The 24,403-nt window shown below is 73.3% G+C and carries 19 protein-coding genes; 12 read left to right on the forward strand and 7 right to left on the reverse strand.

Going from position 1 to position 24,403, the window contains the following annotated elements; all coding sequences use genetic code 11:
- Window positions 1-60 precede the first annotated feature (60 nt).
- The 3 genes from ACH01S_RS05035 to ACH01S_RS05045 all read left to right on the forward strand — a co-directional run bounded on the left by ACH01S_RS05035 (window position 61) and on the right by ACH01S_RS05045 (window position 5,402).
- On the forward strand, window positions 61-2,871 hold the full coding sequence (locus tag ACH01S_RS05035) for an AfsR/SARP family transcriptional regulator (RefSeq protein ID WP_083980333.1): 2,811 nt from the start codon (window positions 61-63) through the stop codon (window positions 2,869-2,871).
- Window positions 2,872-3,203: 332 nt separating this feature from the next.
- Window positions 3,204-4,928 carry a sensor histidine kinase gene (locus ACH01S_RS05040; RefSeq protein WP_218010144.1) on the forward strand — a complete coding sequence of 575 codons (1,725 nt, stop codon included), beginning with the start codon at window positions 3,204-3,206 and terminating at the stop codon, window positions 4,926-4,928.
- 93 nt (window positions 4,929-5,021) lie between these two features.
- Window positions 5,022-5,402: a response regulator gene (locus ACH01S_RS05045; RefSeq protein ID WP_083980335.1), complete on the forward strand. Its 381-nt coding sequence runs from the start codon at window positions 5,022-5,024 to the stop codon at window positions 5,400-5,402.
- Here ACH01S_RS05045 and ACH01S_RS05050 read toward each other — a convergent pair.
- Entirely contained in the window at window positions 5,380-6,033 is a 654-nt protein-coding gene (locus ACH01S_RS05050) for a response regulator (RefSeq protein ID WP_067885875.1), read from the reverse strand. The genes ACH01S_RS05045 and ACH01S_RS05050 overlap by 23 nt on opposite strands.
- A 278-nt stretch (window positions 6,034-6,311) precedes the next feature.
- Between ACH01S_RS05050 and ACH01S_RS05055 the strand changes: the two genes are divergently transcribed.
- The 4 genes from ACH01S_RS05055 (at window position 6,312) to ACH01S_RS05070 (ending at window position 10,920) form a co-directional block, all read left to right on the forward strand.
- Complete coding sequence (locus ACH01S_RS05055) at window positions 6,312-7,343, forward strand: SGNH/GDSL hydrolase family protein (RefSeq protein WP_067885877.1); 1,032 nt, start codon at window positions 6,312-6,314, stop codon at window positions 7,341-7,343.
- 188 nt (window positions 7,344-7,531) lie between these two features.
- On the forward strand, window positions 7,532-9,364 hold the full coding sequence (locus ACH01S_RS05060) for a carbamoyltransferase family protein (RefSeq protein WP_246237112.1): 1,833 nt from the start codon (window positions 7,532-7,534) through the stop codon (window positions 9,362-9,364).
- Window positions 9,365-9,394: 30 nt separating this feature from the next.
- The gene (locus ACH01S_RS05065) at window positions 9,395-9,589 is read left to right on the forward strand and encodes a hypothetical protein (RefSeq protein WP_067885880.1); all 195 of its coding nucleotides are present in this window, start codon (window positions 9,395-9,397) and stop codon (window positions 9,587-9,589) included.
- An 89-nt stretch (window positions 9,590-9,678) separates the two neighbouring features.
- Window positions 9,679-10,920 carry a cytochrome P450 family protein gene (locus ACH01S_RS05070; protein WP_067885881.1) on the forward strand — a complete coding sequence of 414 codons (1,242 nt, stop codon included), beginning with the start codon at window positions 9,679-9,681 and terminating at the stop codon, window positions 10,918-10,920.
- 90 nt (window positions 10,921-11,010) lie between these two features.
- On the opposite strand, the gene ACH01S_RS05075 is transcribed toward ACH01S_RS05070, so the two are convergent.
- From ACH01S_RS05075 to ACH01S_RS05095, 5 genes are all read right to left on the reverse strand, one after another.
- Window positions 11,011-12,339: an FAD-dependent oxidoreductase gene (locus tag ACH01S_RS05075; RefSeq protein ID WP_067885882.1), complete on the reverse strand. Its 1,329-nt coding sequence runs from the start codon at window positions 12,337-12,339 to the stop codon at window positions 11,011-11,013.
- Complete coding sequence (locus ACH01S_RS05080) at window positions 12,336-13,379, reverse strand: spirocyclase AveC family protein (protein WP_067885883.1); 1,044 nt, start codon at window positions 13,377-13,379, stop codon at window positions 12,336-12,338. Before ACH01S_RS05080 ends, ACH01S_RS05075 begins: the two co-directional genes overlap by 4 nt.
- Complete coding sequence (locus tag ACH01S_RS05085) at window positions 13,351-18,702, reverse strand: type I polyketide synthase (protein WP_083980337.1); 5,352 nt, start codon at window positions 18,700-18,702, stop codon at window positions 13,351-13,353. The genes ACH01S_RS05080 and ACH01S_RS05085 overlap by 29 nt, the downstream gene beginning before the upstream one ends.
- A 31-nt stretch (window positions 18,703-18,733) precedes the next feature.
- Window positions 18,734-18,958 carry a DUF5988 family protein gene (locus tag ACH01S_RS05090; RefSeq protein ID WP_067885886.1) on the reverse strand — a complete coding sequence of 75 codons (225 nt, stop codon included), beginning with the start codon at window positions 18,956-18,958 and terminating at the stop codon, window positions 18,734-18,736.
- A gap of 220 nt (window positions 18,959-19,178) precedes the next feature.
- Window positions 19,179-20,504, reverse strand: a complete 1,326-nt coding sequence (locus ACH01S_RS05095) for an NsdA family TPR-like regulatory protein (protein ID WP_083980338.1) — start codon at window positions 20,502-20,504, stop codon at window positions 19,179-19,181.
- A gap of 273 nt (window positions 20,505-20,777) precedes the next feature.
- Between ACH01S_RS05095 and ACH01S_RS05100 the strand changes: the two genes are divergently transcribed.
- The 4 genes from ACH01S_RS05100 (at window position 20,778) to ACH01S_RS05115 (ending at window position 23,109) form a co-directional block, all read left to right on the forward strand.
- Entirely contained in the window at window positions 20,778-21,044 is a 267-nt protein-coding gene (locus ACH01S_RS05100) for a hypothetical protein (RefSeq protein ID WP_067885890.1), read from the forward strand.
- Between the two features lie 105 nt (window positions 21,045-21,149).
- Window positions 21,150-21,722, forward strand: coding sequence for a TerD family protein (locus ACH01S_RS05105; protein ID WP_067885899.1), 573 nt, complete (start codon window positions 21,150-21,152; stop codon window positions 21,720-21,722).
- 137 nt (window positions 21,723-21,859) lie between these two features.
- Complete coding sequence (locus ACH01S_RS05110) at window positions 21,860-22,222, forward strand: BlaI/MecI/CopY family transcriptional regulator (RefSeq protein ID WP_067885901.1); 363 nt, start codon at window positions 21,860-21,862, stop codon at window positions 22,220-22,222.
- A complete protein-coding gene (locus tag ACH01S_RS05115; protein WP_067885904.1) occupies window positions 22,219-23,109 on the forward strand; it encodes a M56 family metallopeptidase in 891 nt (296 codons plus the stop codon). Before ACH01S_RS05110 ends, ACH01S_RS05115 begins: the two co-directional genes overlap by 4 nt.
- Window positions 23,110-23,127: 18 nt before the next feature.
- On the opposite strand, the gene ACH01S_RS05120 is transcribed toward ACH01S_RS05115, so the two are convergent.
- Window positions 23,128-23,583, reverse strand: coding sequence for a tellurite resistance TerB family protein (locus ACH01S_RS05120; protein ID WP_067885906.1), 456 nt, complete (start codon window positions 23,581-23,583; stop codon window positions 23,128-23,130).
- 221 nt (window positions 23,584-23,804) lie between these two features.
- Here ACH01S_RS05120 and ACH01S_RS05125 point away from each other — a divergent pair, with 221 nt between their 5' ends.
- Window positions 23,805-24,380, forward strand: a complete 576-nt coding sequence (locus ACH01S_RS05125) for a TerD family protein (protein WP_067885908.1) — start codon at window positions 23,805-23,807, stop codon at window positions 24,378-24,380.
- Window positions 24,381-24,403: the final 23 nt, after the last annotated feature.

Genomic DNA, 24,403 nt, shown 5'->3' on the forward strand with positions numbered 1-24,403 from the left:
TCAGTGTGGAGTTGGGCGGCGATCGACCTTGCCTGCCACGATGCCGAGGGTTGATGTCGTATGGCTGGAGAATTCAGGATCCTGGGCCCGCTGGAGATCTGGACCGGCGGGGAGCCGCTGCGCCTGAGCGGTGCCGGGCAGCGGAAGGTGCTGGCCGCATTGTTACTGTCAGCAGGTCATGTGGTGCCGCTGAGCCATTTGGTGGATGTGGTCTGGCCGGAGGAGCCGCCTCCCACCGCGGAGAAACGCGTCCGCAATCTGGTGTCCGAGCTGCGAAGGCTGCTCGCCGACGGGGGCCTGGCGGGTCCGGTGGCGGCGGGCGCCGGGTACCGGCTGGACGTCGGGGAGGGCGAACTCGACGCCGCCGTGTTCGACGGACGGGTGAGGCGGGCCCGCCGGCATGCCGCCGACGGGCAGCCGGCGGAGGCCGTCGCCGAGTTCCGCGCGGCCCTGAGCCTGTGGCGGGGGCCGATGCTCGCGGGGCTGGACTGCCCGGCGCTTCAGCCGCAGGTGACCAGTTGGGAGGAGCGGCGCACGGCGGCGCTGGAGGAGGACATCGAGCTGGAACTGGACCTCGGACGGCACCACGGCGTGATCAGCGAGCTGAGCGAGCAGGTGGCCGCGCACCCGCTCCGGGAACGGTTGGCCGGGCAGCTGATGCTGGCATTGCACCGGGCCGGTCGGCGGCCGGAGGCGCTGCGGGTCTTCCACGACACCCGCGAGACGCTGGCCGAGGAACTCGGCCTGGACCCCGGCGACCAGTTACAGCGACTGCACCAGCGGATCCTTGCCGACGACCCCGGCCTCGCGGCGTCGCCACCGGATCGGCGCGGGCGCGTCCACCAGCTGCCCCGCGACCTCGCCGACTTCACCGGCCGCGCCACCGAACTGAACCGGCTCGTCTCCGCCCTGCCTGCGGAGGGGGAACCGGCCACCGCGGTGGTGATCAACTCCATCGACGGGATGGCGGGGATCGGCAAGACCGCCCTCGCGGTGCACGCCGCGCACCGGCTGGCCGACCGCTACCCCGACGCGCAGCTGTTCGTCGACCTGCGCGCGCACACCGCCGCGGACGAGCCCGGCACCGCGGCCGCCGCCTTGGAGACGCTCCTGCGGGCGATGGGCGTGCCGGGGGAGCGGATCCCCGACGAGCTGCATCAACGGGCCGGGCTGTGGCGGGACGAACTGTCCGGCCGCAAGGCCCTGATCGTCCTCGACAACGCCACCAGCGCCGAACAGGTGAGGCCGCTGCTGCCCGGCGACCCCGACAGCCTGGTGCTGATCACCAGCCGCCGCCGGCTCACCGATCTGGAGGCCGCCCGCACGCTGTCCCTGGAGGTCTTGCCGCCCGCCGACGCCGCCGCGCTGTTCACCCGGATCGCCGACGACGCGCGCGCCGTCACCGAACCGCAGGCCCTGGAGGAGGTGGTGAGGCTCTGCGGCCTGCTGCCGCTGGCGGTCCGGATCGCCGCCGCCCGGCTGCGCGCCCGCCCCACCTGGACCCTCGCCCACCTGGCCGAACGCCTGGGCGACCAGCGGCGGCGGCTGGGCGAGCTGGCCGCGGGCGACCGCAGCGTCGCCGCCGCGTTCGCCCTCTCCTACGAGCAGCTCACGCCCGTCCAGCAGCGGCTGTTCCGGCTGCTGAGCCTGCACCCGGGCCCCGATTTCGACGCTCACACCGCCGCCAGCGTCGCCGACATCCCGCTCCAGGAGGCCGACCGGCTCCTGGAGGACCTGCTGGACGTGCACCTCCTGCAACAGCGCGCCGCTGGCCGGTACCGCTTCCACGACCTGCTGCACACCTACGCCGCCCACCTCGCCCGTGAAGAGGACACCGAGACCGACCGCCGCGCCGTCCTCGACCGTCTTCTCGACCACTACCTCGCGTCCGCCCGGAACCTCTACCGGCTGCTGCGCAACGGCTGCAACCTCGCCGACGCGATGGCGGCCACCCGCTCGGCGGGGGTCGCGTTCGCCGACCCCGCCGAGGGACAGACCTGGGTGCTGAACGAACTCGACGGCATCCTCGGAGTCCTCCGCGGCGCCGCCGCCGACCCCGGCGCGCCGATCGCCGTCGCCGCGGACCTGCTGCTCGCCCTCGACCCCCTCGGCGACGTCGCGTTCCTGTGGCCGCGGCTCAACGGCCCCGCCGCCGAGATCGCCGACGCCGCGGAGGCGCGCGGCGAGTTCCCCGCCGAAGCCCGGGCCCGTTACATGCTCGGCGGCGGGCTCTGGCAGGTCGACAGGCTGGACGGGGGCGAGGCGCAGATCCGCCGCGGCATCCGCGCCGCCCACGACGGCGGCGACGAGGCGATCCTCGACCGGCTGCTCAACGTGTCCGCCCTGCTCGCCTTCCACCGGCACGACCATGAGGAGGCGCTCGCGACCTTCCAGGAGAGCCTGGCGATCAGCAGGCGCTCCGGCGACTGGTGGTCGCAGCTGGAGGTGCTGAACAACGTCGCCGCCCTCTACATCATCGGGCTCGGGCGCCCCCTGGAGGCGCTGCCGTGGCTGGAGCGCGGGCTGGCGCTGGCGGACCGGGTCGGGGGACGGCCGTCCGCCTGGCAGTACCTGATGGTCAACCGCGGCCGGGCGAAGCGGGCGCTCGGCCGACTGGACGAGGCCGTCGAGGACTTCCGCGCCGCGCTCACCGCCAGCCGCGCGCTCGCCTCCCCCTTCCAGGAGGCGATGGCCCTGCAGGAACTGATGGTGACGACGCGGCGGCTCGGACGCTTGGAGGAGGCCCTCGAACACGCCGAGGCGAGCCTCGCCATCTGGCGGCGACTCGGCCAGGAGGCCAGGCAGGCCGAGGTCGGGGCCGAACAGGAGACGATCCATGCCGAGCTGAACGGGACGCGTCCATTGGCTTGACCCAGGCGCGGACGCGGAAGGCCGCCGGGTCGGGGCAGGACGGGCGTCACCGGGCGGGCGCGAAACCTTCGTCGGGGAAGCGGCGGTGGCCACATGTGGCTGTTCGGTCCGTGCCGTTTCCGGTCGGGGCGGCGATGCCGGTCACCGATCCGGTCCGGTCGTCGTGCCCGTCCGCGGCCGCTGGTCAGCCGGGCGGCACCGGGACGGAGCGGAACCCGCGGACCAAGGCCGCCGGTCCGGGTGGACGACCGAAGGGCATGGCCGAATCGACCCCGGAAGAATCTCCCAGGTCGCCGCTACCTTCAGCCCTTGTATCGAGTTATCGTCCGTTCGTGAGCCCGTCAGACGCGGGATCGGGCGTCGGCCATTCCCCTGCCGCGCGGACAGACCATGATCCGCAGGACTCGGCTCAGCTGCTCCGGCTCGTCCGCGAGCAGACCGCGCTCCGGCACGTGGCCACCCGGGTCGCCCGCGGCGCCCGGCCGGACGAGGTGTTCATGGCGGTCGCCGACGAACTCGGCAGGCTGATCGGCGCCGACGCGGTGTTCGTCTCCCGCGTCGACCAGACCGCCCGGCAGCGGGGTGAGGCGGCGGGGTACAGCACGGTCGTGGGGTCCTACGGCGGGGTCGAGGACGAGGTGCCGGTCGGCTTCCGGATCAGGCTGCATCCCTGGACGGCCACCGCGGAGGCCCTCCGTACCGGCCGTCCGGTACGGATCACCGGTGCGGAGCTGGCGGCGAGCCCGCTCGGCGCGCTCGTCGGCAGGCTCGGGATGAGGGCCGTGGTGGCCACCCCCATCGAAGTCGGCGGGCGCCAGTGGGGCGTGACGGTGGCGACCACCGTGCGGGACGACTTCCCGCCCGGCACCGAGTCGCGGATGGCCGACTTCGTCGGGCTCGCCGCCACGGCCATCGCCAACGCCCAGACGGAGCAGAACCTGCGGGAGCTGGCCGACACGCAGGCGTCGCTGCGCCGCCTCGCCATGCTGGTCGCGCGGGGCGAACCGCCCGACGTGGTGTTCGCGGCCGTGACCAAGGAGGTGTTGCGGTACTTCGGGAACGGCACCGCCAGGATGATCAGGTACGAGCCGGACGGGACCGCGACGCTCGTCGCCAACGAGGGCACGACCGGTCCGCGTGTGCGGGTCGGCGAACCCCATCGGGACTACCCGGCGGTCGGGCTGACCGCGACCGTGCTGCGCACCGGCCAGGCCGCCCGCGTGAACGACTACGACGACGTCTCCGGAGGGGAGCTCCATCCGGGGGAGGGCCACCGGTCGGCCGTCGCGATGCCGATCCACGTCAACGCCCGGTTGTGGGGGCTGATCACGGTCGTCTCCGGGCAGGGGCCGCTCCCGCCCGACACCGACCAGCGGATGACCAAGTTCACCGACCTCGTCGCGACGGCGATCGCGAACGCGCAGAGCCGCGCCGAACTGATGACCTCGCGGGCCCGGATCGTCGCGGCGGCGGACGAGGCCCGCCGCCGGATCGAGCGCGACCTGCACGACGGCGCGCAGCAGCGCCTGCTGGCGCTGGCGCTGCGCCTGCGTTCGGCGGAGGGCTTCGCCGGGAGCGGCGAGATCCGTGCCGAGATCGCGGACGTGGCCGCGCAACTGGTCGAGGTGCTCGACGACCTGAGGGAGATCTCCCGCGGCATCCATCCGTCGATCCTGACCGAGTCGGGGCTGCGCCCGGCCCTGCGCGCGCTCGGCCGCCGGTCCGCCGTGCCGGTGCACATGGACGTGCGGATCGATGACCGGCTCCCCGAACCGGTCGAGGTGGGCGCCTACTACGTCGTCTCGGAGACGCTCGCCAACGCCGCCAAGTACGCCGAGGCGTCCGCCGTCGAGGTGGACGCGGAGGTGTCCGAAGGCGTGCTCCGGTTGCGGGTGCGCGACGACGGCGTCGGCGGCGCGGACCCGGACCGGGGCTCGGGGCTCGTGGGGCTGCGGGACCGTACGGAGGCGCTGGGCGGGACGTTCGCCGTCCACAGCCCGGCGGGGCGCGGTACGACGGTGACATGCGAGTTCCCGCTCACGGGACCCGACCGGTGACGCGGTCCCGCCGACGACCGGTTTTCTCCCGCATAGGCCAGGTGTACAACTAGCGGGAATGCGAGCGGCCCGCCGTACTAGAAACATGGAATCATGCTGCGCTGCCTCATCATCGACGACAGTCCGCAATTCCTCGACATCGCGCGGATACTGCTCGAACGCCAGGGAATCGCGGTGGTCGGCACGGCCATGACCGGGGCCGACGGGCTGCGCCAGGCGGCGGACCTGCGGCCGGACGTGACGCTGGTGGACATCACCCTCGGCGACGAGAGCGGCCTCGAACTGACCGAGCGCCTCGTGTCCGAGGGCAGCGTGCCGCCGTCGTCGATGATCCTGATCTCCACGCACGCCGAAGAGGACTACGCCGAGCTGGTCGAGGCGAGCCCGGCGGCCGGGTTCCTGCCGAAGACGACCTTGTCGGCGCAGGCCATCCGGGACCTGCTCGACGACGTCAGCAGGCCTCCAGGAAGGTGAGCACGGCGAGCACGCGGCGGTGGTCGTCGTCGGTCTCCGGCAGGGCCAGCTTGGCGAGGATGCTGCGGACGTGCTTCTCCACCGTCCCCTCGGTCACCCACAGCCGGCGCGCGATCCCGACGTTGGAGCGCCCCTCCGCCATGAGGGCCAGGACCTCGCGTTCCCGCGTGCTCAGGTGGCCCAGCGGGTCGTGCCGCCGCCGCGCCGAGACCAGCTCCTGGATCAGGCCGGGATCGACGACCGAGCCGCCGCCGGCGATGCGCGCCAACGCGTCGAGGAGCTCGGCCACGTCGGCGATCCGGCTCTTGAGCAGGTAGCCGATCGCGTGGCCGCTGGCGATCAGCTCCATCGCGTGGTCGACCTCGGCGTGCGCGGACAGCATCAGGATCGCGGTCTCGGGCCGCTCCCGGCGGATCACCTGCGCCGCGTCCAGCCCTTCCGTGCTGTTGGTCGGCGGCATCCGGATGTCGGCGACGACCATGTCGGGCGCGGTCTCGCGGACCAGTGACAGCAGCCGCGGCCCGTCGCCCGCCTCGCCCACGACCTCGAAGCCGGACCGCTGCAGGAGGCTGGCCAGCCCGGCGCGCAGCAGGACGTCGTCTTCCGCCAGGACCACTCGAACACCGCTCATGGCCTCGCCAGTAGCGCAGTCATGCTAAGCATTATCACCCACTTCCAGCACCGGGCATTTATGTACTTCATTTGGGTCTGACAAAAGTGATGGTCGGCGGTCAGATGTGATGTGGCGGCGGACCCTGAAGCTAGCCGGTAGACGCGCATTACCGCTGTCGGGCAGTCGAAACGGAGGGTAGTGCCGATGATTTCGGGGGCGCCGGCGCCGAACCTTGACGGGGTGGGCCACCGCGGACCTCCACCGGGTGACGTGGACTTCGGAGAGCAGGACCCGTTGTGAAGACCTTGGATCGTTTGGTTCCGTTCTTCTCGCAGTACGAGGATTTCGCGTTCGTCGACATCCGCTGGCTGCCTTATGTCGTCTTCTTCAATCGCGGCGATTACGTTTCACCGGCCCTCAACACCGATTCCGCCGGGTTCCGTGTGTCCCATGGCCCCGAAGGGCCGCGGTCGCTGCAGGACGCGCCTCCGGACGGCGAGGTCAGCGTGCTGCTCGGCTCCTCGCTCGCCTTCGGGCTGGGGGCGAGCGCCGACGAGCGCACCATCGCGTCGCTGCTCGGCCGGGAGCCGGGCGGCCCGACATGGCTGAACCTCGCGTCCCCCGCGTTCACCTCCACCCAGGAGGCCGTGCTGTTCCTCCTTCATCGCCACCAGTTGCCCGCCGTCCGGGACGTGGTCGTCCTCTCGGGAGTCAACAACCTGGTCGTGGCGGGCCTGCCGGAGGCGGACTCGAACTACGGGCAGTTCTTCTGGTCCGGGGACTTCATGCGGAAGATGGGCGTCCCCGAGCAGGAGGAGCCGCAGTGGACTCTCGGGCGGCTGGGCGCGGCGACGCGAAGGATCCGGCAGCGCCGGAAGGCCCCGGACGGAGCGGCCGCGCCCCGGATCCTGAGTCTGGAGGAGCGCGTGGACCTCGCCGTCCGCACCACCGTCCGGGACCTGGCACGGGTGTGCGAACTCGCCGCGCCCACGGGAGCGCGCGTCCACTTCGTGCTCCAGCCCACGCTGGCCTGGTGCGGTAAGCGCCTCAGCCCGGAGGAGACGGCTCTCATCGAGGAGAACGACCGGGAGCGCAAGCATATGTGGGACCTGTTCAACGAGGTTCTGAACGGGCCGGTGTATCCGTCGTACGGCAAGCGGCTGGAAAGGGCCTGCGACGAACTCCGCGTCCCGTTCGTGGACGCCAACCGCGCCCTCGCCTCGTCTTCGGCCATCGACGACTGGCTGTTCGTGGACCCGGTCCATCTCAACGACGAGGGGAATCGCGTCGTCACGGAAATTCTGGAAGCCGAACTCGACATCTCCTGAAGTCATGCGCGACGAGCGTCAGGGTGGCCGATGAAATCCTCTCGAGGCGTCTTGCGGCGGGTCGCCGCGTTCTTCCGGCGCCGCAAGAAGCGTGAGCACGACAGGTCGATCTATCCGATGTACTGAAGGGAGGTCGCGGTGGGCGTCATCGCGGACCCGCGGGGGCCTCGCACTCCAGGGGCGCGGAGATGCGTCCGGTGACCGCCCCGGTTCTCGGCATCTCCGCCTTCTACCATGACAGCGCCGCCGCGCTGGTGGTCGGCGACGACATCGTGGCCGCGGCCCAGGAGGAGCGGTTCAGCAGGCGCCGCCACGATCCGTCGTTCCCGGCGCGGGCCGTCCGGTACTGCCTGGACGAGGCCGGGATCAAACTCGGCGACGTGGAGACGGTCGCCTACTACGAGGATCCGGCCCTGAAACTCAGGCGGGCCCTGTGGACCTTCGCCGGGGTCGCGCCGCGCGGGGGAAGGGCGTTCCGCCGGGCGTTCCCGGGATGGCTGAGCGGGAAGGCGCGGCCGCTGGCGACGGTCGCCCACCGGTTGAGGGATCTCGACCTCGGCCCCGTCCCCCCGATCCGGTGCTTCAGGCACCACGAGTCCCACGCCGCGTCGGCCTTCCTGCCGAGCCCCTTCGAGAGCGCGGCGATCCTCTGCGTCGACGGCGTGGGGGAGTGGGCCACCACCACGATCTGGCGGGGGGAGGGCCGCGGCGTGGAACCGGTCGCGGAGCTGCGCTTCCCGCACTCGCTGGGCCTGCTCTACTCGGCGTTCACCTACTTCTGCGGCTTCAAGGTCGACTCCGGCGAGTACAAGCTGATGGGCCTCGCCCCCTACGGCAGGCCGACGTACGCCCCGCTGATCCGCGAGCGGCTCATCGACGTCAAGCCGGACGGCTCGTTCCGGCTCGACACCCGGTTCTTCGAGTTCCTGTACGGGGAGGTGATGACCGGGCGGCGGTTCGAGGAGCTGTTCGGCGGCCCGCGGCGGCGGCCCGAGGGCCCGCTGACCGAGCGCGAGTTCGACCTCGCCGCGTCCGCGCAGCAGGTCACCGACGAGGTGATGCTCAAGCTGGCGGCCACCGCGTGCGGGCTCACCGGCGAGCGGCGGCTGTGCATGGCGGGCGGGGTGGCCCTGAACTGCGTGGCCAACGGCCGGATCGTGGCCGGGCCCGACGTCGACGAACTGTGGGTGCAGCCCGCCGCCGGCGACGCGGGCGGCTCGCTCGGAGCGGCGCTGCTGGCGGCGCGGGGGAGCCGGGCGCACGTCCGGCGCGGCTCGGACGCCATGCGCGGGGCACGTCTCGGCCCGGGCTACGACGACCGGCGGATCCAGGAGTTCCTGGAGGCGAACGACCTCCCCCACACGCGGCTGAGCCCCGCCGAGCTGTCGCGCCGGACGGCGGCCGAGCTCGCCGACGGCAAGGTCGTCGGCTGGTTCCAGGGCCGCATGGAGTTCGGGCCCCGGGCGCTCGGCGGCCGGTCGGTCCTCGGCGACGCGCGGAACCCGGCGATGCAGTCGGCGCTGAACCAGAAGATCAAATTCCGCGAGTCGTTCCGGCCCTTCGCCCCGGTCGTGCTCGCCGAGGACGCCCACGAGTACTTCCGCCTCCGCCAGCCGAGCCCCTACATGCTGCTGGTGGCGCCGGTCGCGGAGCGGCAGCGCCGCCCGGCGCGCGGCCGCCCGGGCGGCGGGCTCGAACTGCTGCGGATACAGCGTTCGACGATCCCGGCCGTCACCCACGTGGACTTCTCCGCGCGGGTCCAGACCCTCACGCGCGACCACGATCCCGCGCTGCACCGGCTGCTCGGCGACTTCAAGGCCCGCACGGGATGCTCCGTGCTGGTGAACACGTCGTTCAACGTGCGCGGCGAGCCGATCGTCGCCACCCCGCAGGACGCGTACCGGTGCTTCATGCGCACCGACATCGACCTGCTCGCGATGGGCTCCTTCCTCCTCGACAAGAGCGAGCAGCCGGAATGGACCGAGGACGGCGACTGGCGGGAGCGGATTCCGCTCGACTGACGAGACCCGATCGACGAAGAGGGCGGTTCGATGGCAGCGATCACCCGTGCCGGCGTCGCGGTGCTGGCGGTGCTGGTCTACTACCTGGTGGTCGTGCCGGTCGGACTGGCCGTCCGGCTGGTCCGCGATCCGCTGCGCCGGCGGCCCGACCCCGCCGCGGACAGCTACTGGACGTACCCCGACCGGGCGCCTCGACGGCGCCCTCCGGACTCCGAACCCAGATGACGCACCGGCGCGCGGCCCCCCCCGTCAAGATCGCGGCGGAGTCCTGCACGTTCGACGCATGTTCCGCACCCGTCCCGAGGAGCTTCTCCATGACCAGCCGACCGCCCTTCACCATCGATCCCGCGGGCGCCGACCTCGTCGGCGAGGCCGCCCGGCTCCGCGAGGCCGGCGACGTCGTCAGGGTCGAACTGCCCGGCGGGATCCCCGCCTGGGTCGTCACCCGGCACGACCTGCTGCGGCGGGTCCTGCTCGATCCCAAGGTCAGCAAGGACGCCCGGCGGCACTGGCGGCTGTGGCCGGAGGTCGCCACCCGGCCCGAGTGGGCCTGGATCAACGTGGTGGTCGGCGGGCGCACCATGCTGAACGCCTACGGGGCCGAGCACCGGCGGTTACGCCGGCTGCTGTCCCCGAGCTTCACCAACCACCGGACCAAGGAGATGCAGCCGATCGTCGACCGGATCACCGCCGGGCTGCTCGACGACCTCGCCGCGCTGCCGCCGGGGCGGGTCGTGGACCTGCGCGCCGCCTACGCCCAACCCCTGCCGCTCGGGGTGATCTGCGAGCGGTTCGGCGTGCCGGAGGAGATGCGGCTGGACTTCGCCCGGCTCGTGTCCGCGGTCCTGGACACCAGCATCGCCTCCCCCGAGGAGTCCGCCGTGGCCGTCGTCGAGGTCTACAAGATGATCGACGACCTGATCGCCCGCAAGCGCGAGCACCCGGCCGACGACCTCACCACGCAGCTGATCGAGGCCCGCGAGGGCGACGACCGGCTGTCGCGGGACGAGCTCCGGGACACCCTCCTGATGATCATCTCGGGTGGCCAGGAGACCACCGTCAGCCTGATCGTCAACTCGGTGCATTCCCTGCTCACCCACCCCGACCAGTTGCGGCGGGTCCGCGCGGGCGACCTGTCCTGGGAAGCCGTCATCGAGGAGACGCTGCGAGTGAACCCCTCGGCCGCCAACATCCCGCTGCGGTTCGCGGTGGAGCCCCTCGACCTGGAGGGCGTGCGCGTCCCGGCGGGCGACGCCATCCTCGCCACCTACCTCGTCGCCGGGCACGACCCGCACCAGCACGGCGAGGACGCCGCCGAGTTCGACGCCGGCCGCGAGCAGCGGGAGAACCTGGCCTTCGGCATCGGCGCGCACCACTGCATCGGCGAGCCGCTGGCCTGGCAGGAGGCGCTCACCGCGCTGCCCGCGCTCTTCGAGCGCTTCCCCGACCTCCGGCTGGCCGCCGACACCGCCGAGCTGGGGCAGCTCCCCACCTTCATGCTCCAGGGCTGGAGCGAGCTTCCCGTCCGGCTGACCGCGCCGCCGCTGGACGGCTGACCCGCGGGACCGCCCGCGAGCCCCACGCCCCACCGCCTCGGCGTGGGAAGAGCGTCGGCCGTGGTCTCCAGGGCCGCGGCCGACGCTCCTTCAGCGGGGCCTCGCGTGACGCCGCAGCAGCCGTTCGAGGTTGCGGGGACGGAACAGGGGCGCGGGCCCGCTGAGCATGTTGGTGACGCGCGCCAGGTCGCGGAACATCGCGGGGTCGTCGACGGCGAGATCCTGGCACGTGGTCAGGTACCGGTGCGCGGCGGTGACCAGCGGGGTCGTCTCCGACCATGCCCGGTCGGCCAGGGACGACATCAGCCACGGCCAGGAGGTGATCCGTCCCGCGCGGCGCTGGAACACCCGGGAGAACCCGGTCAGGTCGGCGTCCGAGGGTCGGCCGAGCAGCTCGCCGAGCGCCCGGGCCTCCAGCGCCGCGACGGTCATCCCCTGCGCGTACAGGGGATTGAACGTGCAGGCGGCGTCGCCCAGCACGACGAGGCCGTCCGGCCAGGGCCGGACCCGGTGGTAGTGGCGGCGGACGGCCGTCGACCGCGCGTAGCGGACCACCCCGGACACCGGGCGCAGCGGCGCGACGACGGCGGCGATGTCGCTGCGCAGCGACTTCATGAAGCGGTCGAAGCCGTCCTCGTCTGCCGGAGGGTGGTCGCCGGCCGCGCCCTGGAGGGTGACGAGCAGCAGGTCGCCCTCGACGCGGAGGGCGAAGCAGCCGCGCGGGAGGCGGGGGGCGTGGGGGATCTCGAACAGCGCCCGCCAGCCCGGCCCCGCCTCCGGCTCGGCGCGGTAGCCCCGGGTGGCGTAGCCGACCCCGGCGTCCACGGACGTCTCCTCGGGGGCGGGCACGCCGATGGCCGCCAGCCAGCCGGGCAGCCGGGACGTGCGCCCGGACGCGTCGGCGACCAGGGAGGCGGGGAGCGTCGCGGCCCCGCCGCCGCGCCGGGTCAACCGGACGCCGGTGACCCGTCGCGCGTCCCCCACCAGCCCGGTGACGGTGCGGCCCTCCACGACACGGACGCCGTCGGTCGCCTGCACGCGGTCCCGCAGGACGGTCTCCAGAAGCGGCCGGCTGACCGGCTGGATGGTCACGTCCGACGGGGTCGCCGTGAGGAGCCCGCCCGGCCAGAGGTGCTCGGCCTGCGCGCAGAAGTCGGCGGGCGGCGCCCCCGCCGCCGCCAACTGCGAGCTGAGCCCCGGGAACAGCTCGTTGAGCACCCGCAGGCCCCGCGCCGCGAGCGCGTGACCGTGTCGGCCCTGCGGCACGCCGGCCCGCGGGCGGGGCTCGGCCGGCAGCCGGTCCCGCTCGACGACGGTGACCTCGGTGAAGGCGCGGCTCAGCGCCCGTGCGGCGGCGAGGCCGGCGATCCCCGCGCCGATCACGACGGCGTGCCCGCCGCGGCGCCGCACGGGGCTCATGCCGGTGGGCGCCCGTACCAGGGCGGCAGGTCGATCGGATGGCTGACCAGGGACGCCAGGAAGACCACGAGCTGGAGGGAGAGCATGCAGGCGTTGGCGAACCCGACGCCCGCCAGCAGCCGGACCCACGGCCGGATCCGGCGCGGCAGGCTCAGCGAGCCCTCCAGGAGCCAGACCTCCCGTCCCGGCCCGGCGTACAGGACCATGACCACCACGGGCATGACCGCGCAGAACGTCATGATGGCCGGTGAGTACAGCGGGAGCTGGTACCACTCGCCCCCGAAGAGGGTGAAGTGGGGCAGGTCGCGGGAGTAGCCGTAGCCGCCGAAGCGCATGTACGCGTGTTCCAGGACGATGTCGATCGGGAACATGGCGGCGGCGGTGAGCCAGCAGACGCGGGCACGGCTCCAGCCCGGTCGCCGGGTCCTCAGCCCGTGGGCGATGCCCATGCCGATCCAGATCCAGATCACCACCCACGGGTAACCGAGGTTCTCCAGCAGGCTCTGGGCCTGCGGGGTGGGGCCGTCCCACCCCGGCATGTAGGGGCCCCACGTCGGATAGCTGATCCCGTAGAGGTTGTCGCTCGCGGTCTGATGGATCGCGCCCGAGTACGGGTCGCTCCAGAAGGACAGGAAGTAGCCGGTGAACAGGGCGGTGGACAGGGTGATCCGCCCGGCCGCCCGGGACCCCCGCCAGCACACCGCGGCCATCACCGCGCACACCGCGATCGCGATGACCTGGAGCACCTGCGTGCTGACCTTCAGGTAGGCGGGCATGGGGCCGTCGAAGTCGTACCCGTGCAGGTTGCCGTCGGCGGCCCACCGCACGGCCACCCACGCCTGGAAGAGGACGCAGGCCGTCCCGAACGCGGCCCACAGCACCGGCGGGCGCCGGACCGGCGCGAGCAGGGCCGGCACCGGCCGGGCGGCGGCGCCCGGCCGGTGCGCGCGCGTGCGGCGCTCGCCGCCGCTACGCGGGGAGGGCTCGCCGCTACGCGGGGAGGGCTCGCCGCTACGCGGGGAGGACGTCGGCTGCCGCATCGGGCGTCCGCCTTCCGGTGGCCGGCTCGGAGAAGCCCATCTGCCCGCCGATCCAGTCGGCCAGCCCGGCCGCGCTCGGCTTGACCCAGATCACCCCCGGCTTGATGGTGATCTTCAGGGTGCTCTGGAGCCGCTGCTGGAGCTGGACGGCGGCCAGGGAGTCGACGCCGAGCAGGACCAGGCTGGTGTCGGGGGAGATGTGGCGGCTGGTCCCGCCGAGGATGGCGCGGACGCAGTCGATGATGTGGCCTTCCAGGATCCTGCGCCGCTGGGCGGGGCTCCGCGCGTCGTGCAGTTCGGCCAGCACCGCGGACGGCCCGTCGTTCTGGGCGGGCCGTCCGCTCAGGAGGTCGCGTAGGAGGGACGAGGTGGCCAGCGCGGGGTAGGCGGCGGTCCATTGGGCCGCGTCGATCGGCGAGTAGGCGATCTGGCGGTGCCCGTCGGCGAGGATGCGTTCCAGGGCCTCGACGCCGTCGGCCGGTGAGATCGTCACGTGCCCCTGGCGGCCCAGGTGCTGGCCCCGGCCGACCTCCGCCCACGCGCCCCAGTGGATCCCGGTCGCGGGCAGGCCGTGGCTCAGCCGGTGGCCGACGAGGTCGTCCAGGAACGCGTTGGCGGCCGCGTAGGCGGCCTGGCCGGGCGAGCCCAGCAGGGAGGCGACGGAGGAGTAGACGACGAAGAAGTCCAGGTCGTGGTCGAGGGTCGCTTGGTGCAGGGCCCACGCGCCCTCGGCCTTGCCGCGCCAGACCCGGTCGATGAGCGGGGCGTCGAGGGTGGCGAGGGTCGCGTCCTCGACCACTCCGGCGGCGTGCAGCACGCCGCGCAGCGCGACGTCCTCGCCGGTCGCGGTGCGCAGGGCCCGGCCGAGGACGCCGGGGTCGGCGACGTCGCCGAGGACCACGGCGATGTCGGAGCCGGTGAGGGTGCGCAGGTACTCCAGCCGTTCCACGGCGTGCTCGGACGGCGCGGACCGGCCGCAGACCACCACCCGCCGCGCGCCCCGCTCGGCCAGCCAGCCGACCGTGACCAGGCCGAGCCCGCCGAGACCGCCCGTCACGACGTAGGCGGCGTCGGGGCGCACCCGCCGCCGCGGCGCCGCCGCGGTCGCGCCGGGGCCGGGCCTCACCCGGACCTGGTGCCGGACCCCGTGCGACCAGGTGACCTCGGTGATGGGCAGGTCGGCGGCGCGCAGGTCGGCGAGCACCGCGTCCAGCGGCGTGCCGCCGGACAGCTCGACGATGCTCGGCGCCAGCTCGGGATGCTCGAACGCGGCGGCGCGCCAGAGCCCGCGCAGCCCCGCCGCCGACATCGCCGGCGGCATCGCCCCCGGCGTCGGCGCGTCGCCGGTGCGGAGCGCGAGCCACAGGCGCGGCGGCGCGTCCCGTCCGGCCGACCGCTGGACGACGGTGACCGCGCGCTTCAGCTCCTCGCGTGCGGCGGCGGCGGGGTCGCCGTCCCCGTGGGCCGCGCCGACGGCCAGCACGACCGTGGTGCGGGACGACCGGGGGTCCTGGTCTGCTTCGTCGAGCGCCTCGTCGAGCCGCTGCGGTGTCAGCGCCTCGTCCGGGCCGTGGGCGAGGACCCGGCAGCCCGCCGATCCCTCGGCGAGCAGCGTCCCGAGCCGCCGCGTCCACGGGGTCCCCTCGGGTGCGATGACCAGGTAGCGGGACGCGGCCGCCCGCTCGGCGTCGGCCGGCTCCGCCGCCGGTTCGGGCACCCGCTCCAGGTGGGCGAGGCGGGAGTTGAACCGCTCCTGCGGCGGGGTGATGTTGAGCAGCCGCAGCCCGCGCACCTCGGCGACCACGGTGCCGTCCAGGGCGATCAGCTGCCCCGAGGCGGTGCACGCCAGGTCGTCGGCGGTGTCGAGCCGCACGCTCGCCGTGCGGGCGTGCGCGGTCGGCCCGTACACCCGCAGCTCGGCGGCGCCGCCGACGACGACCGGGCCGGGGCTGGTCGCGTAGTTGACGATCCACGCGCCGACCACGGTCTGCACGACCTCGTCGGCCAGCGCCGGATGCAGGACCATCATCCAGGCCGACACCCGGCCGGCGTCCGCGATGCGCACCGAGGAGACCGCGCGGTCCTCCTCCGGATGCACCTGGATCCGCTCGATCGCGGCGAAGGCCGGGCCGTGGATCACGTTGTGCCGCTCGCGGACGTGCGCGTACAGCTGCTCGGGCACCGAGTCGCGCCACTCGGGGGTGGTCAGGGCGGCGGGATCGAGCGCCTTGGCCCGCGTGTGCCGGGGCAGCGGGCGCACCGTGGCGCGGGCGTGCACGATGAGCGCGCCGTCCCGCCCCTGCGAGACGACCTCGGCGGCGGCCTCGCGCCCCTCGCTCCGCAACCGGGTGGTGACCAGCGGCTCGGGCTCCAGCGGGAGCGGCTTCTCGATGCTCAGCTCGCTCAGCGACAGCCGCACGGTCCCGAAGACCTCCGCGCCCGCGGCCAGCATCATCTCGGCGTAGGCGGTGCCGGGCAGCACGGCGACTCCGGCCACCTGGTGGTCGTCCAGCCAGGGCAGGCGGCGCGGGCTGATCGGCGTCTGCCACAGGTGCCGCCCGGGCGACTGCGGGTCGTGGACGTGCCCGCCGAGCAGCGGGTGCTCGCTGGCCGCGGGCAGGTTCGGGGCGACGAGCCGGTACGGTTCCCGCTCCCCGCCGAGCCGCAGCCGCCGCCACGCCGTGCCGGGGACGTCCACCGGCGGCGCCTGGCCGTGGCGGACGCTCCAGTCGACGGCGTGCCCGGCGCAGTGAACGGCGGCCAGGTTGGCGAGGAAGGCGTCCTGGTCCTCCTCGCCCCGGCGCAGGCTGCCCACCGCAAGCGCGTCCTCCACGTCGTGGCGGCGCGCGGTGTCGGCGACCGGGCGGACCGACATCGGGTGCGGGCCGCACTCGATGAACAGCCGGTGCCCGTCGGCCATCGCGGCGGCGATCGCCTCGTGGAAGCGGACGGTGCGGCGCTGGTTGCGCACCCAGTACCCGGCGTCCAGCGGTCCGGGCCGGCGCGGGTCGTCCGCGGCGGTCGAGTAGAAGGCGAGCCGGGGCTCGCGCGGGGTCACCGTGGACGCCGCCTCGTGCAGGCGGTCCAAGATGGGGTCCATCTGGGGGGAGTGGGAGGCGACGTCGACGTCCACCATGCGCGCGACGGCGCCGTCCGCCTGCCAGCGCTCCACCAGCGCGGCGACCTGCTCGGCGTCACCGGACACCACCGTCGCCTCGGGCGAGGTGAGCACGCCCACCGCCACGCCGTCCGCGCCGGCCGCCTCGATGTCGGCCTGGACGCGGTCGGCGCCGAGCATGACCGAGGCCATCGCCCCGCCCGCCGTCTCGGCCAGCAGGGTCGCCCGGCGGCAGATCACCGCCACCCCGTCGGCGAGGTCGAGCCCGCCGGCCACGACGGCCGCGGCGACCTCGCCGAGGGACTGGCCGATCACCGCCGCCGGCTCCACGCCCCACGACCGCCACAGCCGGGCCAGCGCGACCTGGACGCCGAAGAGCACCGGCTGGATGCGGTCCACGCCGACGAGCAGCTCGGGCTCGTCGAGCATCCGCCGCAGCGAGAACCCCGACTCGGCGGCCATGAGGGGTTCGATCTCGTCGACGGCGGCGGCGAACTCCGGTTCCGACTCCAGGAGCCCCTGGCACATCCCCGCCCATTGCGTGCCCTGACCGGGGAAGACGAACACCGGTCCGCGGTGCCCGGCGGGCAGCGTGACCGTGCCGTCGACCACCCCGTCCGGCGCGGAGCCCGCCGCGAAGGCCCGTGCCCGCGCCACCAGCTCGCCGCGGTCGCGGGCGACGATCGCGGCGCGGTGCGCGGCGTGCGAGCGGTGCGCGGCGAGGGTGCGGGCGACGTCGTCCAGGTCGGTGCCGGCGCCCTCGCCGTCGACCCACTCGGCCAGCCGCCCCGCCGCCAGCGCCACCGACTCCGGCGCGACGCCGGAGAGCGCGAACAGCCGCGGCCGCGCGTCCGCCGGGCCCGCCGCGCGCGGTCCGGACCCGCGCGCCGCGCCGGAACGCGCGGACGCCACCGGCGCGGACTCCAGGATGATGTGGGCGTTGGTGCCGGTCACGCCGTAGGAGCACACGGCCGCCAGCCGCGATCCGCCCTCCACCGGCCACGGGGTCACCTTGGTGGGCACGAACAGCCGCGAGTCCTCGTCGACCGCGATGGCCGGGTTCCAGTCGAGGAAGTTCGCGTTGGGCGGGATGAGGCCGCGCCGCATGGACTCGACCGCCTTGATGGTGCCCGCGAGCCCCGACACCGGTTCGGAGTGCCCGATGTTGGTCTTGATGGAGCCGAGCGCGCAGCGGCCGGTTCCGCGCCCGTACACCGCGTTGATGGACGCGTACTCGACGGGGTCGCCGACCGGCGTCCCCGCGCCGTGCGCCTCGACCAGGCCGACCCGGCCCGGGTCGATCCCGGCGCGCGTCGCCGCCGCGCGGTACAGGGCCTGCTGCATCTCGGTGGACGGGGCCGTGAGCCGGGTGGCCTGGCCGTCGTTGTTGACCACGCCGCCGCGGATCACCGCCAGCACCCGGTCGCCGTCGCGGCGGGCGTCCGAGAGCCGCTTGAGCAGCAGCATCGCCGCGCCCTCGCCGCGCACGTAGCCGTCGGCGCGGCCGTCGAAGGCGAAGGACTCGCCGCGCTGCGACGTCAGCAGCGAGGCTTCGAGGTGGTGCGTCTGCGGCGACAGCATCAGCATCACCGCGCCCGCCAGCGCCGTGTCGCACTCGCCGAGCGTGAGGGCCCCGCAGGCGGTGTCGACGCTCACGAGGCCCGACGAGCACATCGTGTTCAGCGCCATCACCGGGCCCCGCAGGTCCATGCTGAACGCCAGCAGCCCCACGAGGGTGCCGGGGAAGTTGCCGAACAGGTACATGCTGTTCTGCGCGTCCTCGATCGGACGGGCCTCGCGGAACAGGTTGTCGGGCGTGTAGGCGCCGACGTAGACGCCGGTGCGGGACCCGCGCAGCCGGTCCAGGGGCACACCGGCGTGCTCCACCGCCTCCCGCGCCACCTCCATCAGCACCCGGAACTGCGGGTCGACCCACCGCTGCTCGGCGGGCGCGACGTTGAGCGCCTCGGGGTCCCAGGCCCACACGTCCCCGTCCAGGAAGCAGCCGCGCCCGTACCGCACGGCCTCGTCGGGATTCTGGAACGCCATCAGCCGCTCGGCGTCCCACCGGTCGGCGGGGACCGGCCCCATCTCCTGGCGGCCCGCCGCCGCCAGCTCCCACAGTCCCGCGGGCGTCTCCACTTTCCCGGGGAAACGGCAGCCCATTCCGATGATCGCGATGGGCGCCGATTGCGAGGTTGACATCTTGGTCTCCCTGATTGTGCTGACCGGGCCCTTATTCGGCGACGTAGGTCCGGTGCGACCAGTGGTAGATCTGGAACTCGCCGTCCTCGATGCGGACAACCCGCCGGGTCTGGAAGAAATGTTCGGTGCAGTGTCCGCGCGACACTTTCACCGTCGGCTCCCCGGCCGGAATCCGGCGGCGGCGGTCGGCTGCGGAAAAGGTGTCGGGGCCGCCCTCGAGCAGCACGTCAACGAGGGGTTTCGTGCTGTGCTCCACCGTTCCTCTCCACTCCCTTTCGACTTCTCCGCGGTGCTGGAGAAGTGCCTGAGCGACGCACAAGAGGTGACGCTAACCCAAAATTGGCGACAGCGGTCCCATGCGGTGTCGGAAAGTCGTGAAGTGATTTAAAGATCTTGACGCGAATTCAGGCGCGGCGGACCGCCGTCGGCGGTCGAGCGCGGCGCCGCCGGAAACGCCGCCCACCGAAATAGAAGGGTCACGCGGCCAGGCGGGGGAGCCGTTGCTGAATGGACCGGGCTCTGGTCAGCAGGGCGTCGGCCGCCGGATTTCCCCGGTAAGGCCGGATTCTGGACTGCAGGAGCGCGAGCGCGGTACGGGCCCGTCCGGAACTGATGGCCGGATACTCGTCCAGGAAGCGGTGCCAGGTGGTGATCGCCTCATCCAGGTGGCCGACGCGCAGGCGGAGATCGGCGATATGCGCCAGGATGAGGGCCCGATTGTGCCGTTCAGTGGCCGGACGGCGGCGCACGGACAGTTCCAGCTGCCCGATGGCCTGCGGCACTTCCCCCAGCAGGGCCAGCATCAGGCCCCGTTGGCAGGCCAGCGCCGCCGCGGGCCCGCCGCGGGCCGTGCTCTCGTTCGCGCGCGCCCGCCCCAGGCAGGACTGCGCCGACCTCATGTCGAGCACCGCGCCGTCGCGGTCGCCGGTCGCCGCGCGCGCCACCGCCCGCTGGCCGAGCAGGGCCGCGAGGTCCGCGGCGGGCATGTCCGCGGTGGCCGTGTCGACGGCGACCCGGGCCAGCCGGAGCGCGTGCCGGTAATGCCCGAGGGCCACCGCCTGGGTGCTCATCGCCCGCAGCACCAGGGCCCGGGGACCGGCGTCCTCCGCCCCGGCCGCCAGGCGCAGGGCGACGCGGTAGTACTGCTGGCCGAACCCGTGGAGTTCGTCGTCGCAGCACATCAGCCCGCACAGGTGGATCAACCGGGTCGCGACCGGCAGCAACTCCGCGCGGGTCTCGGGAGGCGCCGCGTGCAGCGCCGGGGCCATGGTGTCGGCCAGGTAGAGGCCGAGCGCGGGACGGACATGGCCGACGCCCCCGGCGGCGCTCGCGTCGGTGAACAGCCGCAGCATCTCCGCCGCGGACTCGACGTCGGCGCGCCTGACGCGCACGAACTCCCCCAGCGGGTCCGCCGCCGGGACCCGCCCTCCCGCGCCCGTCGTCGGCACCACCGACTCGGCCAGCCGGTACACGCGAAAGGCGGAGGTGCCGAAGGCGCGCGGATCGGTCGCGGCGGCGGCCAGCGTGACCAGCCGCCTGAGCGGACTCTCCGCGCGCTGCCCGATCTCGGCGGAGGTCTCGCCGAAGCCCGCCTCGGCCATCGTGACCGGTCGGCTGAGCCGTCGGGAGAGCGCTTCGGACACGACGTGGGGCACGGGCCGCCGGGGAGTCATGCCGGAGATCCACTGCCCGACCGAGGACCGGGAGTAGGCGAGCCGGAGGCCGGCCTCGCGGCCGACCGCGTTCACCGCCTCGGCGAGGTTCTGGCCGTTCCAGTCCGCCTCTTTGATCAGTACCTGCAAACGATCGTTCTGCACCCTGTGTGAGCCCACCGAAATCCTCCGGAGACGCTGCCGCTTCTCCCCTAGGGGCCTACGATCGGCCCGCGGCACCCGGCCCGTCGTCAAGGCGAGTGCCCAATCCTCCTACCGCCTAGCGGTAACCGGAGGGATCCGGCTAGCGGTAAACGAGCCTGATCAGGGCGCACGGAGCGCCCCGGTTGAGTGTCGGTCCGGGCGCGAGCGGTGGGAGAGGGCGGCGGCCTGGCCTCGGGTGCGGCAGCCGATCTTGACGGTGTGCTCGGACAGCACGAGGCGCGCGGCGATCTCGGCGTCGCCCAGGCGTCGCCGATGCGCAGGACGTCGCGTTCGCGAGGGGTAAGGCGTTCGTGCGGGCCGCGGAGTCCGACCCCCGGTGCCGGGCGCGGGTCGGCGGCACGGACCCACGGCGGGGGCGTCCGGCGCGGCCCGGCCGCCACCGGCGGCGTCATCACCGCCGCCGGGCTCGTCCGTTCGCTTCAGATGGGCGCGCTGGTCGTCTGGCTGGACGACCGCGCCTGGTGACCCGCTCGGCGGCGGAGCCGCGACAAGCAGCCTGCTACAAGTGTAGTTTGAATGCGGTCCGCCGTTCCGGTAGGGCCGGTCGGTCGCGGTGAGAGGAGCCAGGTCGTGGCGGTGTCGATGGTGAAGGGGCAGCGGGTCTCGCTGGAGAAGCCGGGCGGGACGCTGGCCATGGTCCGGATGGGGCTGGGTTGGGACGCGGTCAAGAAGAAGGGCGTGTTCGGCAGGCAGCGCGAGCAGGACATCGACCTGGACGCCTCCTGCGTGCTGCTCGCCGACGGCGGGATCGCCGACGTCGTCTACTTCGGCAAGCTGACCAGCGACGACGGCTCGGTCCGCCACACCGGCGACAACCTCACCGGCGCCGGGGACGGCGACGACGAGTCGGTGCTGGTGGACCTGGCCCGCGTGCCGGTGCACGTGACGTCGCTGGTGTTCACGGTGAGCTCGTTCAGCGGCCAGTCCTTCGAGCAGGTCGAGAACGCCTTCTGCCGACTCGTCGACGAGAGCACTGGCGAGGAGCTGGCCCGGTACACCCTCACCGGGGGAGGGCCGCACACCACGATGGTGATGGCACGCGTCTATCGCCAGGGGACGGGGTGGAAGATGGCCGCGATCGGTGAACCCGGCCAGGGCCGCACCCTGCAGGACATGCTGCCCGCGATCGCCTCCTACGCTTAGCCTGGCGACGACGCGCGGGGGGACTCTGTGAGCGCTGATGGACTGACCGCGCTGGAGGACGCCCGCGCGTACGTCGTCCTGGCCTTCGCGCCGATCGGGGCGGAACCGGACGTCCTCCGCACGAAGGGGTGAGGCCGTTGTCGCGCAGACCGCTGGGGCAGTTGGAGGCGGAGGTGCTGGCGGCGCTCGCCGGGCTCGGCGGCTCGGCCAGCACGGCCGAACTGGTGGCGCGGCTCGACGGCGACCCCGCGTACACGACGGTGAACACGATCCTTCACCGGTTGTGCGAGAAGGCACTCATCTCCCGAACCCGGGCCGGGCGCCATTACCGGTACCGGCTCGCCGTCGACGAGTCGGAGCTCGTGGCGGGCCGGATGCGCGCGCACCTGCGGCACGCCAGCGATCCGGTGAGCGTGCTGAACCGGTTCGTCCGAACGCTCAGCAGCGAGGAGGCGCGCCAGTTGCGCGAGTTGCTCGACGACCCGGGAGAGCGCGGGTGAACTGGTTCACCGTCGTGCCGCTGGCCATCATGCTGGTGCTGAGCACCGTGCTCGGCCGGGTCCCCTTACCGCTGCACCCGTCCTGGTCTGCGCGGCTGCTCGCGACGACGGCCGCGACGACCGCGGTGGCCGCGCTCGGCACCGGGATCTTCGTGTCGATCAACTACGGGGCCTCGCTGGCGCCGGCCGCCGCCGCGCACGTCCCCGAATGGGCCTTGTTCGGAGACGACAGCCCGGTCCCGGACGCGGTCGGGATTCCGGCGGTGCTGCTGTCGGCCGCGGGTGTATGGGTCGCCGGTGGGACGGCCGTCGGCTGGGCGTCCGAGCTGCGGAGCGCGCGGGAGCAGGCGCGGCGGCCGCTGGAGACCGACGTCCCGATCGCCGTCGCGGTGCCGGGCCGCCACGGCGGGGTGCTGCTGTCGCGGGGGATGCTGCGCGCGTTCACGGCCGCCGAACTCCACGTGGTGTTCCAGCACGAGACGTCCCACCTGCGGCACCGGCACCACCGCTACACCGCGTCCGGGACCCTGCTCGCGGCGCTGCTGCCGCCGCTGCGCCCGCTGGACGCGCGGCTGCGCCTCGCGGTGGAGCGCTGGGCGGACGAGGACGCCGCCGAGGCGGTCGGCGACCGCGCCTTCGTCGCCCGCACGATCGCCAAGGCCGCCCTCGCCCATCCGCTCACCGGACCACCGGCCGCCGCGTTCGCCGACTCCGGGGTCGTCCAGCGCGTCGAGGCGCTCCTGGACCGGCCCCCGGACCGCAACCCGGTGACCGGCCCGCTGCTGTGCATGGGCAACGGCGTCGTCACCGGCTCGCTGACCGCCGCGACCCTGCAACTCGACCACATCGCCGCGTCCTGCCTGCTGCCGCTGCTCGCCGTGCGGTGACCGGACGCGCCGCGCCGGTCAGAGCTCGAACTCGGCGGGGTCCAGGCCGACCGCGTAGCACGCCTCGCGCACGACGGCCTTCTCCTGGTCGTCGAAGTGGCCGTCCGCGCCGCCGATCACGATGCCGATCTGGATGACGGCGCGCGCCTCGGCGGGCTTCTTCTTCGTCTTGCCGATGTCCTGCAGCACCGACACCTTGCCGAAGTCGAAGTCGGCGGTCAGCTTGGAGACGTAGTCGTTGAAGCGGCGCTGCAGGTCGTCCGCCGGGAAGTTCTGCAGCACCTCGTTGGACGCGATCAGCGACGCGGTCCGCTGCCGCTCGGCCGGGTCGACGCTCCCGTCGGCGGCGGCGACCAGCGCGCACATCGCCATGCTCGCGTCCCGGAACGCACCGCTTTTCAGATCGTTCTTCTTGCTCAGAAGCTGCGACTGCATCGTCTGCGTCGACTCGCGCAGCTTGTCCCAGAAAGGCATCGGATCCTCCGCTCGTTGTCGGTCTCTGCCGCCTCACCCAACCGCCACAACTGTAGTAGGTGGCGCTCCGCTGCCGGGCATCGTCCTCCCGTAGCGTCGCAGGCACTCCGGCCCCGCGCGGCCGTGGCTTGACTCTCGACGCCCGGACTTTCCCGGATCGGCCGCCTGACCGCCGAGCTTTTCTGCTACAAATGTAGTAGATATCCGCGAGAGGAGACTACATGGGCGTCAGCCTGTCCAAGGGCGGCAACGTCTCGCTGACCAAAGAGGCGCCTGGCCTGACGGCGATCACGGTGGGGCTCGGCTGGGACGTGCGCACGACCACCGGCACCGACTTCGACCTGGACGCCAGCGCGCTCCTGTTGAACGAGGGAGGCCAGGTCCCCTCGGACCAGCACTTCGTGTTCTTCAACAACCTGCGCAGTCCCGACGGGTCGGTCGAGCACACCGGCGACAACACCACCGGGGAGGGCGAGGGCGACGACGAGCAGATCAAGGTGAACCTGGCCTCGGTCCCGGCCGACGTCGCCCGCATCACCTTCCCGGTCTCGATCCACGACGCCGACGCCCGCGGGCAGAACTTCGGCCAGGTCCGCAACGCCTTCATCCGCGTCGTCAACCAGGCCGACGGCTCCGAACTGGCGCGCTACGACCTCACCGAGGACGCCTCGACCGAGACGGCCATGGTGTTCGGCGAGCTGTACCGCAGCGGCGCCGAATGGAAGTTCCGCGCCATCGGCCAGGGATACGCCTCCGGCCTGGCCGGGGTGGCCAAGGACTTCGGCGTCAACGTCTGACGGCCTGATCGTGGACGGGGACC

This window comes from Actinomadura chibensis NBRC 106107 (genome assembly GCF_001552135.1).
Taxonomy (GTDB): Bacteria; Actinomycetota; Actinomycetes; order Streptosporangiales; family Streptosporangiaceae; genus Spirillospora; species Spirillospora chibensis.